We start from the raw sequence: 14,773 nt of genomic DNA on the forward strand, positions 1-14,773 counted from the left end.
TTAAAAGATGAACACGCTAAATATTAAGGATATAAAAATTGCGGTAATTGGTCTTGGTTATGTTGGCCTTCCCTTAGCCGTTGAATTTGGTAAAAAATATCCAGTTATCGGCTTTGATATTAATCAAAACCGCATTAATGAATTAAATTTTGGCACAGACCATACTTTAGAAGTTAATGATGAAGAACTAGCGGGCGCCAAACAGTTACGGTTTAGTTCAGATATAAATGAGCTGTCTGAATGTAATTTTTATATCGTGACTGTGCCCACTCCTATCGATGAATACAAACAGCCTGACTTAACGCCTTTAGTCAAAGCTTCTACGGCTATTGGGAGTGTGCTTAAAACAGGCGATATCGTAGTATATGAGTCAACCGTCTATCCTGGAGCTACCGAAGAGGTCTGCATCCCCGTATTAGAGCGTAGCTCGGGTTTAACATTTAATAAAGATTTCTTTGCTGGTTATAGCCCTGAACGCATTAACCCAGGTGATAAAGAGCACCGTGTTACTAACATTCTAAAGGTGACTGCAGGCTCTAATCCTGAGGTGGCAGACCTAGTAGATGACGTGTATAACCTTATTATCACAGCCGGAACTCATAAAGCACCTTCTATTAAAGTAGCTGAAGCGGCTAAAGTGATTGAAAATACCCAACGTGATGTCAACATTGCTTTGATTAATGAGTTAGCCGTTATCTTCAATAAAATGGGAATTGATACGGAAGCGGTATTAACCGCAGCTGGTACTAAATGGAATTTTTTACCGTTTCGCCCAGGTTTAGTTGGCGGGCATTGTATCGGTGTTGACCCTTACTACCTAACGCACAAAGCTCAGGCCATCGGTTATAACCCTGAGATAATCCTAGCGGGTCGTCGCTTAAACGATAGCATGGGCGAATATGTGGTTACTCAATTAGTTAAGACTATGATTAAAAAGCGCATCCAAGTTGAAGGTGCTAAGGTATTAATCTTAGGTTTAAGCTTTAAAGAAAACTGTCCTGATGTACGCAATACTAAAGTGATTGATATTGTACATGAACTAGAAGAGTACAACATCGATGTTGATGTGTATGATCCTTGGGTTGATGTTCATGAAGCACAACATGAATATGGTATTTCGCCTATTAATGATATTGGTAACTTAGAGAACAATAGCTACGATGGTATTATCTTAGCTGTGGCACATAAACAGTTTGTAGAGATGGGTGTGGAGAAAATTAGAGAGCTAGGGAAATCTAACCACGTTCTCTACGATTTAAAATATCTATTTGATAGTGAGCTGAGCGATATACGTTTATAATCTGATCTCATTTATACAGTAAAACTTAAACGAACTGAATTTATAGAATATAAAAGAGTGAACTTTTATGACTCAATACCAAAAAACCCAACAAGACTTAGTTACCGTTCCTAAGACTTGGCTTATTACAGGTGTGGCTGGTTTTATTGGCTCGAACCTACTCGAGACTTTATTAAAGCTTAATCAGACAGTAGTAGGTTTAGATAACTTTGCTACGGGCCATCAAAAGAACTTAGACGAAGTTCAACGCCTAGTCTCTACTGAACAGTGGCAGCGCTTTAGCTTCATCGAAGGTGATATTCGTAACTTTGTAGACTGCCAAAAAGCCTGCATGGGCATAGATTATGTATTACACCAAGCTGCGTTGGGTTCTGTACCTCGTTCACTTGCTGATCCCATTACGACTAATGAAGTTAATATATCCGGTTTCTTAAATATGTTAACCGCCGCTCGTGATGCGGAAGTACAAAGCTTTACCTATGCAGCGAGTAGCTCAACGTATGGTGACCACCCTGGTCTACCAAAAGTAGAAGATAAGATTGGCAAACCATTGTCACCTTATGCAGTGACTAAATACGTTAATGAATTATATGCCGATGTATTTGCTCGTTCATATGGTTTCAAAAGTATTGGTTTAAGGTACTTCAATGTCTTTGGTCGTCGTCAAGATCCAGACGGAGCTTATGCTGCAGTTATCCCTAAATGGACAACAGCCATGATTAAAGATGATACGGTATTTATTAATGGTGATGGTGAAACCAGTCGTGACTTTTGTTATATTGAAAATACCATTCAAGCCAACATCTTAGCAGCTACTACTAAAAATGAGGATGCGATTAACCAAGTGTATAACGTTGCCGTTGGTAACCGTACAACACTTAATGATTTATTTAATGCTATCAAGTTAGCATTAGCAGATAATGATGTGACATATGAACGACAGCCCACCTATTGTGACTTCAGACCTGGTGATGTACGTCATAGTCAAGCTGACGTTAGTAAAGCTAAAAAATTATTAGGCTATGAGCCAGAATTCGATATTTCTCAGGGTATTGATGAGGCAATGGCTTGGTATGTTACTTCTCTTCAAAGATAATATAAATTGAATAAAAATATATCGCACAAAATAGTAGCTTTATTAAAAGATACTTTTAATAAAAAAGATAGCTCTAGCATCTTTAAGGGAATGCTTACATTAGCTATAGGGTCAGGCACAGCGAGAATTATTGGAATACTGTCTATTCCAATAATAACTCGTATCTACTCGCCGTCAGATTATGGGGTATTAGCATTATATGTCTCTACAGTCTCAATCTTAGTCCCCGGAGCTACCCTTAGATACGGAACTGCTATACCATTACCTAAAAAAGATGCTTTTGCTATAAATCTTCTAGCCTTAGGCTTCCTATTAATATTATTGTACTGCATATCTCTCTTTACGATCTTTTATTTTTTTTCAGACATAATTTTTCTACAATTTAATATTTCTGAACTAGGTAGTCTGTGGTGGTTAGTTATACTCAGCATAGCGGGAGCTGCTATTTATGAATTGCTTAACTCTTGGGCTACTAGAAAGAAACAGTATCGCGTTATGGCTACTACCCAGTTTGCTCAATCATTCATTGGCAACTCATCAAAAATAGTATTAGGACTATTGGGTTATAAACCTATTGGTTTGATAATTGGCCAACTATTAACACTTAGTAGTGGCTCTGGAGGATTGATAAAGGCTTCATTTAAAGATTTTCGTCTTTTATTACCCAATATTAAACTTAGTAGGATAAAATTTGCTGCTGCTTATTATAAGCAATTCCCTATTTTTCGTCTGCCATCACAATTACTGCTTCAAGTATCAAGTAATGCACCGGTATTGATGATGTCAGCCTTATATGGTAAAGGTCTAACTGGACAGTTAAGCCTAGCAATTATGGCTATATCTCTGCCGACAGGTATTATTTCTCAAGCTATAAGTAGTGCGTTCTATGCTGAAATCGCTAAAATTGGTAGAAGAAATTTAGACCAAGTAAGATATTTGACAATAGATATCCAAAAAAAGCTGTTCTTAATTGGCATTCCAATCACTATATTAGTTATGCTTTTATCCGAGTCTATGTTTAAAGTGGTATTTGGTGCAGAATGGCAAGTTGCTGGACAATTTGCTGCAATTCTAGCCCCTTTTGTATTATTGCAATTCACATCAAATCCATTAATGCAGGTTTTAAATATAGCAGGTTCTCAAAAGCATTTCCTTTTAATAAATATTACTAGAATTTTGGGCTTAGCAGTTTTATTGCTTATTTTTAATACTTATGAATTCAGCCATGAAACTTTTGTAATAGCCCTTAGTATTTACCTAAGTTTATATTATTTAGGAACTACCTTATTTATCATATTTACAGTTAGAAAACCTAATATTACAATAAATCCAACTTAACTTAAGACTAAAAGAGTTTTAATAATGAAAAAAAATATTTTATGTGTTTCAAAAACTAAACTAGAGGGTAAAGTTAAAGTAAGTGGTGCAAAGAATGCTGCCTTAAAATTACTGACTGCCTCAGTTTTAACTAGTGATAAAGTCGAGTTATTTGACTCCCCTAATGGTCTATTAGATATGCAGGTTCATATCGGTATGATAGAGAAAATGGGGAAAACATGCTACCAAAAAGATGGTTATTTATGTATAGAAGAATCTTCAACCATATCTAATGAGTTGTTATGGGACGAACGCTCAATAAGAAACTCATTACTAATACTAGGTTCCCTAACAGCTCGCTTTAGTCAAGGAAAAGTTCCACTTCCTGGTGGCTGTCCTCTAGGGGATAGAAAATATGATTTACATATACAAGTCTTAGAGAGTATGGGAGCAAAAGTATGGGAAGAAGAGGGATATCTTTGCGCAAAATCTAACGGGCGATTGATAGGTTGTGAAATACACTTACCTATTCGCTCAACTGGCGCAACAGAAAATGCGATCTTATGTGGTGTGCTTGCAGAAGGTTTTACTAAAATCTGGAACCCTCACATTCGTCCAGAAATCTTAGACTTAATAGATATGTTAAATAAAATGGGAGCAAATATTAAAGTTTATGGTCAGAGATCTATTGAGATAGAGGGTGTAAAAGAATTACAAGGTGTAAAACACAAAGTAATACCAGATAACATGGAAGCTATTACCTGGGCAATTGCATCTGCAATTACAGGTGGAGATATAGAAATTATTAACTTTCCTCTTGAGCATCTCGAGGTACCATTAGTCTTTCTACGTGAAAGTGGAATGAATTTCTATAAAGGTGAGCGTTCCCTAATTGTAAAGGGCAGTACCCCTTACCCTATAGAGATTAGTACAGGCCCGTATCCAGGAATAAATTCTGATATGCAACCACTTTTTGCAGTTTATGGAGCATGCTCACAAGGCGACTCTAAAATTGTAGATTTACGCTTTCCAGGAAGATATGCTTATGCTGAGGAATTAGCTAAAATGGGAATGAAGTACTCTATTGAAGGGGATATGCTAAAGATACATGGTGGTAATCAACTACAAGGTGCCAGAGTTAAGGCATTAGACCTAAGAGCAGGAATGGCTCTTATATTAGCAGGATTAGTTTCTGAAGGAGAAACTATAATTGAAGATGCTTGGCAGATTTCTCGAGGCTATGAAAACATAACTGAAAAACTTAAAGCCTTATCAAGTTAATTTTTTCTAAAAAATATGGTTAGCTAATTGCCGTAGATTTGAGACGATAAGCTAAGATTGGATAAAAGAAGAACCTTAATAATCGAGCATCTACATATAATAAGAGTATAATTTATTTTAAGATGCTCTATAGGTTTTTCTATATTACTTACACCATAAATATTAATATTGAATAAAAAATGAGGTATGGTTTGAAAGTTATAGAGAAGATGGACTTAACTGAACTAAATTCCTATCGGATAAAGAGCATCTGTAAAAAGGCCTATTTCCCTGATAGTGAAAAAGAACTAATCGCCCTACTTAAAGATAACTCATCTAAACCCTTAAATATTATTGGTAATGGTAATAATATTATTTTGTCTAAGGAATATTATGAAACCCCTTTCATAATTTTAAACAAATGTTTTGATAAAATAGTATTCGAAAATGGTTTATTGATAGCAGAAGCAGGGGCTACTTTATTGAAGTTGAGCGAAATAGCTCTACACTATGGTTTAACAGGTTTAGAGGAGTTTTATGATATCCCAAGCTCTGTTGGCGGGGCTATCGTAATGAATGCAGGCAATAAAGATAAAGAAATTAAAGATGTAATAACTAAAATCCGATTTTTAGATTTGAATACTCTAGAGGTAAGTGAAATTACAAGTGAACAAGCAAATTTTTCTTATCGAAATAGCTTTTTTCAAGAAGAAAATAACCATATTATATTAAAAGCATGGTTTAAGCTTAGTCCTGGTGATCCTAGTGAAATACAGCATAAAATGTTGCAAGGAAAAAAACTTAGATGGGCCAAGCAGCCTCGAGAATATCCTAACTCTGGCAGTGTTTTTAAAAGACCCGAAGGTAGATTCGTAGGGCCAATGCTTGATGAATTAAATCTTAAGGGATTATCCATAGGAGGAGCTCAGGTATCAACTAAGCACAGTGGATTCATTGTTAATAAAGGTTGTGCAACAGGGCAAGATATTCTTTCTCTAATTAGTGAAATTCAAAGAAGGGTAAAAATGCATTTTGGTATTGAATTGGTAGTTGAGCAAAGGATAATTTCGTAATGAAGATCTTGTTCTTTATTTCCGTACTCAAACATGGTAACGGTGGGCATCTATATAGTTTGTTACACATTTCAAATATAATCTCAAAAAAACATGATGTTGGTGTGATTTCAATCGGTCCTGGTGATAGTAGAAATATATGTAATAATCCCCATCATATTGTTCACATTGATTTTAATGGTTTAAATTTATTAAAACTTAAGTCGACCATTGATAAAACAATTAAAGATTTTCAACCTGATATTTTTCATTATTTTGATGTAGCTTCTTATAATGTAATAGCACCATTATATCCAAGATGGGCGACTAAAACTGTTCTTAATAAATGTGGAGGCCCTAATCCGAAGAAAGAGAACGAATTTCCGCATGTTCATAATCTTGTCTTATTTAGTCTTGAAAATCAAATATGGTTTGAAAGTAATAGTAATTATAGAAATACAGTTACTACTCTTATACCAAATCGAGTAGCAAAGATTAATACTGATGATAAAAGTACAGATATTAATAAACCACAAGATGCTTTTACATTTGTAAAAATTGCTCGTATTGGACAAACATACAAGAGTAGTATTCTAGATTCTATTAATTTATTAGATATCCTATATAAAAGAAATTCTAAACTGAGAATCAAACTATTTATAATTGGAGTAGTGGAAGATAATGAGGTTTTAGAAGATATTATATTGAATGAACATGTTAAGAACGGTAATGTAGTTATATTAACTGAAAATAAGTATACATATAATGCTTCGAAAATGCTATTCCTCGCAGATGCTACGATTTCTACAGGTAGAGGAGTTATGGAAGCAGCTTCTTTAGGTTTACCTGTTTTGACTATAAATTCCCAGAGCCATATTCCTGTTTTATTAACACAAGATACTTTCGAACAAGCTTTTAAAACTAATTTTTCTGGAAGAAATATTTTTCCTTCTCTGGATAATAATGAGAACCTTTCGAACATTGAAAATTTAATAACTAATTCCAGATTTTATGAAAATATTTCTGCATATATGAATATAGTATTCGATAAGTATTTTAATATTGAAAAGGCTCTAGATAAATATGAGAATTTATATAATTCAATATGTAATGATAATAAGAAAAAATTTCAATTCTCTCCTATGCGTACTATTCTGACATTACGTACTTTCTATAAAAAAAGTATGGTTAATAAAAATAATTAATAATTAATAATTAATAATTAATAATTAGAACATATTAGTTTAATTTTATAATTCTCCAGGTTAGTAAATAAAATATTTACATTTTTAGTTTTAGATTATTTCATGCTTAATTATATTTACCTTACTACTTTTTTAATCAGACTAATCCTTCATTTTAAGATTGCAACTCGCTATAAACAATTATTAATATTGAGTCAAATAATTTTAACAATATTTTAAATAGATATATATTATAGAAGAAGAAAAATATCTTAGAGAAGTTGTCAACTATGACATTCATGCTGCAATAATTATAGTTAGTTATAAAATTAAAGGATCGAATTATATTAGTATAGAAAATATATTATTATTGAGAATTAGCTACTAGTATCGCTAATTTAAAATATTTGATTTTGATAAATCATATCTTAGTAGTTTATCTATATAAGTAAAGATAGGGTTTTCAATATAAGTGACATTAGTTTGCTGAGTTTTAAATAAGCAACTCTTTAAAATTGAGTTAACATATAATATCTATTTTGAGAATCTAACTATTTGTGTCATATAGCTAATATTATAGACTCCTATTTTCTCACTAGTTTTACATTAGATATTTATCCACTACATTACTAATTATTGATTAACAAAGAGAAAAATAAATGAAAATTGCAATTCACCATAGAGAAGGAAGTTTTTCTGAACGTTGGCTACAGTATTGTATAAAAAATAACATAAGTTACAAAATAGTAAACGCTTTTGATAATGATATCATTCATCAAGTCAAAGATTGCGATATCTTTATGTGGCATCATCATCATGGAAAATTCAAAGATGTGCTTACTGCAAAAAGAATTTTATTCGCTTTGGAACAAGCAGGTATTATTGTTTTTCCTAACTTCAATACAGGTTGGCATTTTGATGACAAAGTAGCTCAGAAATATTTACTTGAAGCTATTGGTGCTCCGCTTGTGCCGAGTTATGTCTTTTATGAACAGGCAGAAGCACTAGCTTGGGCTAAGCAGACTTCCTTTCCTAAAGTATTTAAGCTAAAAGGTGGAGCTGGTGCCAAAAACGTCAAGCTTGTAAGAAGTTATAAAGAAGCTAAAAAAATTATACATCAAGCTTTTAATAAAGGCTTTGCACAGTTTGATAAGCTTGGTAACTTAAAAGAACGTTTTAATAAATTTAAGGCTGGTCAAGATAGTTTAATAGGTGTGCTCAAAGGCGCGGGAAGATTAGTCGTTACGCCTGAGTTCTCTAGATTACAAAATAATGAAAATGGTTATGTTTATTTTCAAGATTTTATCCCTAATAATAAGTCAGATACTCGGGTCATAATTATAAATAGAAAAGCTTTTGCTATTAAAAGAATGGTACGCACAGGCGACTTTAGAGCTTCGGGAAGTGGTAATATCATATATGATATAGATAGCATTAATATAAAAACTATTGAACTTGCTTTTTCTGTAAATGAAATTTTACGGTCCCAGTGTGTGGCTTTCGACTTCGTTTTAGATGATGATGGTAATCCACTTATCGTAGAAATTAGTTATGGATTTTCTATTGAAGCATATGATCAATGTCCAGGTTATTGGGACGAAAATTTGAACTGGTATACAAAGAAATTTAATCCTCAATATTGGATGATTGAAAGTCTACTTTCCCATTCTCACATTGAATCTGATACTAACTCTTAATTATTTAAATTTATAAATTATATTTTCAAGTTCAAGATGTTAAGTAGTCGAACATGATCTAAATTATTTTGGAACTTTATTATTAAAGTCATAATTTCTATATTAATTATAATAATTTAGAAACTGACAGTTATTGATATGGGAGTTAACATTTTGAAAAAAAAATTTCTATTTGTTTTACCTGCTGCCAAATTAAGCGGTGGTGCTCAAAGAGTGATGTTTAATTTAGCTCGTCATTTAGTTTTAAACGATCAAGATGTTACGTTAATAACAATGACACGGGGATTTGAAAAAGGTTGGGACGTATTAAATGATCATTCAAACTTCAACTGGATTATTGGAGAATATAAATCAGAGAAATCTTCATTAATACCTATCACTCTTCAAATCTTAAAACTTGATAGAAAGTATAAATTTGACTATATCTTCTCGTCACATATTCATATTAACAGCTATCTAAGTACCTTAAAAAAATTAGGTGTTTTTTCTGGTTCATTCTTGACTTCTAGAGAGTCAACCATGGTTTTTGAAAGGAATACTGATTACAAAAAGTATTTTTTTAAATTTGTTTATAAATACTTATATGGTAGTCAAGATTTACTAATATGCCAGACAGAATCGATGAAGAAATCTTTATTATCTAATCTAGGCTTTAATCCAGTAAAAAATACCGTAGTTATACCTAATCCAGTGAGTGTTGATTTTATAAATTCTTCAATTTCTAGTTCAATTAATGCTGAATTGGCTAAGGATAAATTTATTGTTGCTTGTGGAAGATTAGTTAAACTTAAACAATTCGATCTTCTCATAAAAGCATTTGAAAGTGTCTATCGTCAGTATTCCGATTATAAACTTTTAATAATTGGTGAAGGTAGTGAGAAAAACAACTTACTTGAACTAGTAGCAAAACTTAATCTTAAAGATTCTGTATATCTTGTTGGAAAGGTAGATAATCCATTTATTTATTTTAAATATGCACAGGTTGGTATTGTTTCGTCTAAAATAGAAGGCTTTCCAAACGTATTGCTAGAAATGATGGCTTCAGGTACAAAGAGTATTATTTCAACCCCTTGTACTGATGGGATCAAAGGCATACCAAACATCACTATTTCAGAAGATTGTTCTCAAGAAAGCATTTCTAAACTTTTGTCTCAGGCTCTCAAAAGTAATGAAAACTATTCCGAACAATACAAGAATACAGTTATTCAAAAGCACTCTGTCGATGCTTTCTGGGATAAGATAGATAAGATTAGTTCAAATAAAGTAGATAATAAATATTAATTTCAAAATTTCTAGGGTAAGAATAGTTATGAAAATAGCAGTAGCTGGAACTGGCTATGTCGGGTTATCAAATGCAATGATACTTGCACAAAACAATGAGGTTGTTGCATTAGATATTATTTCTGAAAAAATAAAAATGTTAAATAATGGCATATCTCCTATAGTAGATACAGATATTTCTGAATTTTTATCCGATGGAAAGTTGAATTTCAGAGCCACAATAGACACTTACGATGCATTCAATAAAGCAGATTATGTGATTATCGCAACACCGACCGATTACGATGTTCAGACTAATTATTTTAATACTCGCAGTGTTGAATCGGTTATTGAACAGGTAAAAGACGTAAACCCTAATGCGATTATAATAATTAAATCAACAGTGCCTGTAGGATTCACAGAAAGTATAAAGAATAAATTAGGTATTAAAAATATTATATTTTCGCCTGAATTTTTGCGAGAAGGAAAGGCGTTACATGATAACCTCTACCCTTCTAGAATAATTATCGGAGAACGTTCAGATCGCGCACAACAGTTTGCCAAGCTTTTATTAGAGGGTGCAATAAAAAAGGATTGTCCCATCCTGTTTACTGACCCGACTGAAGCAGAAGCTATCAAGTTATTCTCAAATACCTATTTAGCTATGAGGGTAGCTTACTTCAATGAGTTAGATTCTTATGCACAGTCATATAATTTAGATACGAAACAAATCATTGAAGGTGTTTGCTTAGACGATCGTATCGGCAACCACTACAATAATCCATCACTGGGGTACGGAGGCTACTGTCTCCCTAAAGATACTAAACAGCTACTAGCTAATTATGACAAAGTACCAAATAATTTAATTAAGGCAATTGTTGACTCGAATCGAACTCGTAAAGATTTTATTGCTGATTCTATTTTAGCGATGAATCCTAATGTAGTAGGTATTCACAGACTAGTCATGAAGAGTGGTTCAGATAACTTTAGAGCTTCGGCTATTCAAGGGATTATGAAACGTATCAAAGCTAAAGGTGTAGAGGTAATAGTCTATGAACCTGCACTAAATGATACAGAGTTTTATAAATCACGCGTTATTGATAATCTTGAAGAATTCAAAGGTTTGAGCGATGTTATTGTAACTAATAGGCTATCAAGTGATTTAAGTGACGTTCTAGACAAAGTATACACTAGAGACATTTTTGGAGGTGATGAGTGAAGGTTTTAGTAACAGGGTCAGCAGGATTTATCGGTTTCCATGTGTCCAAGAAATTACTAGAGCGTGGAGACGATGTTATCGGTATTGATAACTTTAATGATTATTATGATCCTAAGTTAAAGCAAGCTAGAAACCAACAATTAATTGATATAGCTAATACAACTAAGGGCTCATTTCAAATTATCCGTGCTAATATCGCTGATAAAGTTGCTATAGATAATATCTTTAACGAGCATATTTTCGATCGAGTAATCCATTTAGCTGCACAGGCTGGGGTAAGATATTCTATCGAGAACCCCCACAGTTATGTGGAAAGTAATATTGTAGGTTTTACTAACATTCTTGAAGCTTGTCGTCATTTTAATACTCCACATTTAACTTATGCTAGTACAAGTAGTGTATATGGTGCTAATACCACTATGCCATTTAAAGAAACACACGGAGTAAATCATCCCCTTCAATTTTATGCTGCAACCAAACGTGCTAATGAGCTTATGGCTCATAGCTATAGTCATTTATTTAACTTACCTACTACTGGTTTAAGGTTCTTTACTGTTTATGGACCTTGGGGTCGACCAGATATGGCTCTATTTAAATTTACTAGAAATATTATCGAAGATAAGCCTATACCTGTATTTAATAATGGCAATCATACCCGAGATTTTACTTTTGTAGATGATATAGCCAATGGTGTAATTTACGCTAGCGATCAGATTGCTACACCGAATTTAGATTGGAACAGTGACTCTCCTGAGCCAAACACTAGTAATGCCCCTTTTAGAATATTTAATATCGGTAATAACAGCCCTGTTACTTTAAAAAATTATATCCATGCAATTGAAAAAGCACTGAATAAAAAAGCAATTTTGGAATTGTTACCCTTACAACCAGGTGATGCTCCTGATACATTCGCAGACAGTAGTAACCTTGAGAAAAGCGTTGGTTATAAACCTCAATTCTCTGTCGAAGAAGGTATAAAACAGTTTGTTGATTGGTATACAATTTTTTATAAAATTAATTAAAAATGGCGTAGGTTACTATGAAAATCATACATATTATTACTGGATTAGAAGATGGTGGTGCAGAAGGAGTACTTTATAGACTAGTAACCAATGACGAAGAAAATAAGCATGTAGTAATATCTTTAATGGATGAAGGTAAATATGGTGTATTACTACAAAAGCAAAATATAAAAGTATATACACTAAATATGAATAAAAAATTCAGACTTCCTGTTTCTTTATTTAATCTAAAAAATATTATAAAGCTAGAGAAACCAGATGTAGTACAAACTTGGATGTCGCACGCTGATTTAATCGGGGGCATTGTAGCCAAAATTTTAGGCAATGATAATATAGTATGGAATATTAGACATACGAAACTAAATAATAACTTAAGAAATTTAAAAACTAACGCCGTTATATATACCAATATGGCTTTAAGTAAATTTTTACCAAAAAAAATAATATGTTGCTCTTATCAAACTTATGAAGATTTTGAAAAAAATGGTTATGATAGTAATAAAATGGTAGTTATCAATAATGGCTACGATTTTACACATTTTTATAGAGACTCAGAACTTCGTTCAGATATTAGAGCAAACTTAAATATTCCAGAAGATATGCTTGTATTTGGCAGAGTAGCAAGGTATGGAGTAAATAAAAATCATTTAGGTTTGTTAGAATCAATGAGTCTAATTAAAGACAGGCTTCCAGAATTCAAATTATTACTAGTTGGGAAGGGTTTAGACAATAAAAATATTGAACTTGTTAAAAAGATTGAAGAATTAAATTTATCTACTAATGTAATACTTCTAGGACAACGAAATGATATCCCAAGTATTATGAACGCACTAGATATACATATTTCTAATTCCTCATCCGGTGAAGGATTTCCGAATGCTTTAACCGAAGCAATGGCTTGTGGAACAGTATGTATAGCTACAGATGTTGGTGACTCAAAATATATTATTGGCGATAATGGTTGGATAGTTCAACCATCAGACTCAAAAGCTCTAGGAAACGCTATTTTATCTGCCGTAACTACTATGGATGATAGTCTAGATTGGGAAAAACTTATTAGCTCATCGGAAAGTCACATTAAAGCTAATTTTAGCTTATCAAAAATGATATCTAAATATAATACTGTTTGGAAGGAAACTATAACTCCAGTGTAAAAACGATTCCCGATATATATTATATATAATATCTAAAATTAAGAAATGAGATTAATTATGAAGATTGCTTTGCTAGGTGACATCGGTTTTTTTGGTAAGTTTAGCAATACTAACTCATCATTAGAAGGTTATTTTGACTCTTATCTTAGAGCAATTAGTGATTGTGATTATATAGTTGGTAATCTTGAAATACCTTTTACGGATATTTTTAAAGAATATAAACCTAAATCAGCTGTTATTGGCTCTTCAAGTAAAAGTGCTGCATTGTTAAGTCAATTAAAATTAACTCATGTAAATTTAGCTAATAACCATATAGGTGATTTTGGTCTAGAAGGCTATAGTTTAACTAAAAAGATATTGGAAAAAAATGATATTCATTACTTTGGTATTGAAGGTATAAAAAGCTATGTCCATCATGATAATAATAGAATCTGTTTAAGCGGGTTTTGTAACATGAACGCTAACCCTGTCTTTCTTCATAATATAGATAATAAACTATATGGAGTTAACGTTGCTGATGCCGATATTATTGAGAAAGAATTACTTGAAACTGATACTTTAGGATACTTAAACATTATAGCTTTTCATAGTGGTTTAGAACATATCCATCTACCTAGTATAGAAGATATTTCTTTTTTTCGATACTTAGCTAATAAAATCGATTTTGTATTATATGGTCATCACCCCCACGTCGTACAGTCATTTGAGAAACACAAAAAGTCTCATTTGTATTACAGTTTAGGTAACTTTTGTTTTGATGATGTCTATTCACGTAAAAATAAAGGTACACCTCTAGTCAGAATGTCTGAAGCTAATAAGTTAGGTTTAATTCCAATTTTGACAATAGAAAACAATAAAGTAATAGATATAGAGCATATATGGACCTATATGGGTGATGAGAATATGTTAATCTTAAAAGAAGATGGGCATCCTTTGATTAATAAAATAACATCAGAATTAAGCTTAGCTAATCTTGATTTTAATGATATAGATGCAATTAGAAAATCCGATTTAATGAAAATTAGTTTGCAGCGTAAAAAAAGTCGAAATCTTCAGTGGTACAGAGATCGACTGAATCTTAGATATGTGAAATTATATTTACAATCGAAGGAAAATTATAAGTTATATAAAAGTAAATATCTAGACAAATTAAATAAAAAACTAGACGACGTTTAATTATATTTTTTTAATTAATTAAGTATCTCAAATTCA

General features: G+C 32.4%; 12 protein-coding genes. All 12 read left to right on the plus strand.

From position 1 onward, the window contains the following. Positions 1 to 7 precede the first annotated feature (7 nt). The 12 genes from tviB (at position 8) to LK453_RS02690 (ending at position 14,737) form a co-directional block, all read left to right on the plus strand. Positions 8 to 1,300 carry a Vi polysaccharide biosynthesis UDP-N-acetylglucosamine C-6 dehydrogenase TviB gene (gene tviB, locus LK453_RS02635; protein ID WP_201542032.1) on the plus strand — a complete coding sequence of 431 codons (1,293 nt, stop codon included), beginning with the start codon at positions 8 to 10 and terminating at the stop codon, positions 1,298 to 1,300. Positions 1,301 to 1,367: 67 nt separating this feature from the next. Continuing rightward, a complete protein-coding gene (locus LK453_RS02640; RefSeq protein ID WP_201542034.1) occupies positions 1,368 to 2,396 on the plus strand; it encodes an NAD-dependent epimerase/dehydratase family protein in 1,029 nt (342 codons plus the stop codon). A gap of 6 nt (positions 2,397 to 2,402) precedes the next feature. Further along, complete coding sequence (locus tag LK453_RS02645) at positions 2,403 to 3,734, plus strand: lipopolysaccharide biosynthesis protein (RefSeq protein WP_201538471.1); 1,332 nt, start codon at positions 2,403 to 2,405, stop codon at positions 3,732 to 3,734. 24 nt (positions 3,735 to 3,758) lie between these two features. Continuing rightward, positions 3,759 to 4,994: a UDP-N-acetylglucosamine 1-carboxyvinyltransferase gene (locus tag LK453_RS02650; protein ID WP_201542036.1), complete on the plus strand. Its 1,236-nt coding sequence runs from the start codon at positions 3,759 to 3,761 to the stop codon at positions 4,992 to 4,994. A 179-nt stretch (positions 4,995 to 5,173) separates the two neighbouring features. Then, a complete protein-coding gene (murB, locus tag LK453_RS02655; RefSeq protein WP_265088911.1) occupies positions 5,174 to 6,046 on the plus strand; it encodes a UDP-N-acetylmuramate dehydrogenase in 873 nt (290 codons plus the stop codon). Beyond that, positions 6,046 to 7,230 (plus strand): glycosyltransferase, encoded by a 1,185-nt coding sequence (locus tag LK453_RS02660; protein WP_227954053.1) that lies wholly within the window; start codon positions 6,046 to 6,048, stop codon positions 7,228 to 7,230. The genes murB and LK453_RS02660 overlap by 1 nt, the downstream gene beginning before the upstream one ends. A gap of 638 nt (positions 7,231 to 7,868) precedes the next feature. Continuing rightward, a complete protein-coding gene (locus LK453_RS02665) occupies positions 7,869 to 8,906 on the plus strand; it encodes an ATP-grasp domain-containing protein (protein WP_201538367.1) in 1,038 nt (345 codons plus the stop codon). A 153-nt stretch (positions 8,907 to 9,059) separates the two neighbouring features. Beyond that, positions 9,060 to 10,187: a glycosyltransferase gene (locus LK453_RS02670; protein WP_201538369.1), complete on the plus strand. Its 1,128-nt coding sequence runs from the start codon at positions 9,060 to 9,062 to the stop codon at positions 10,185 to 10,187. A 28-nt stretch (positions 10,188 to 10,215) separates the two neighbouring features. Further along, complete coding sequence (locus LK453_RS02675; protein ID WP_201542150.1) at positions 10,216 to 11,385, plus strand: nucleotide sugar dehydrogenase; 1,170 nt, start codon at positions 10,216 to 10,218, stop codon at positions 11,383 to 11,385. Next, on the plus strand, positions 11,382 to 12,407 hold the full coding sequence (locus tag LK453_RS02680; protein WP_201542151.1) for an NAD-dependent epimerase: 1,026 nt from the start codon (positions 11,382 to 11,384) through the stop codon (positions 12,405 to 12,407). Before LK453_RS02675 ends, LK453_RS02680 begins: the two co-directional genes overlap by 4 nt. A 17-nt stretch (positions 12,408 to 12,424) precedes the next feature. Further along, on the plus strand, positions 12,425 to 13,561 hold the full coding sequence (locus LK453_RS02685) for a glycosyltransferase (RefSeq protein WP_201542152.1): 1,137 nt from the start codon (positions 12,425 to 12,427) through the stop codon (positions 13,559 to 13,561). A 57-nt stretch (positions 13,562 to 13,618) separates the two neighbouring features. After that, positions 13,619 to 14,737: a CapA family protein gene (locus tag LK453_RS02690; protein ID WP_201542153.1), complete on the plus strand. Its 1,119-nt coding sequence runs from the start codon at positions 13,619 to 13,621 to the stop codon at positions 14,735 to 14,737. The last annotated feature ends 36 nt before the right edge of the window (positions 14,738 to 14,773 follow it).

This window comes from Psychrobacter sanguinis (genome assembly GCF_020736705.1).
In the GTDB taxonomy this organism is placed as follows: Bacteria; Pseudomonadota; Gammaproteobacteria; order Pseudomonadales; family Moraxellaceae; genus Psychrobacter; species Psychrobacter sanguinis.

Coding starts and splice junctions, on each gene's coding strand:
- tviB (WP_201542032.1), top strand. CDS start 8: ATGAACACGCTAAATATTAAGGATATAAAAATTGCGGTAATTGGTCTT.
- LK453_RS02640 (WP_201542034.1), top strand. CDS start 1,368: ATGACTCAATACCAAAAAACCCAACAAGACTTAGTTACCGTTCCTAAG.
- LK453_RS02650 (WP_201542036.1), top strand. CDS start 3,759: ATGAAAAAAAATATTTTATGTGTTTCAAAAACTAAACTAGAGGGTAAA.
- murB (WP_265088911.1), top strand. CDS start 5,174: ATGAGGTATGGTTTGAAAGTTATAGAGAAGATGGACTTAACTGAACTA.
- LK453_RS02660 (WP_227954053.1), top strand. CDS start 6,046: ATGAAGATCTTGTTCTTTATTTCCGTACTCAAACATGGTAACGGTGGG.
- LK453_RS02665 (WP_201538367.1), top strand. CDS start 7,869: ATGAAAATTGCAATTCACCATAGAGAAGGAAGTTTTTCTGAACGTTGG.
- LK453_RS02675 (WP_201542150.1), top strand. CDS start 10,216: ATGAAAATAGCAGTAGCTGGAACTGGCTATGTCGGGTTATCAAATGCA.
- LK453_RS02685 (WP_201542152.1), top strand. CDS start 12,425: ATGAAAATCATACATATTATTACTGGATTAGAAGATGGTGGTGCAGAA.
- LK453_RS02690 (WP_201542153.1), top strand. CDS start 13,619: ATGAAGATTGCTTTGCTAGGTGACATCGGTTTTTTTGGTAAGTTTAGC.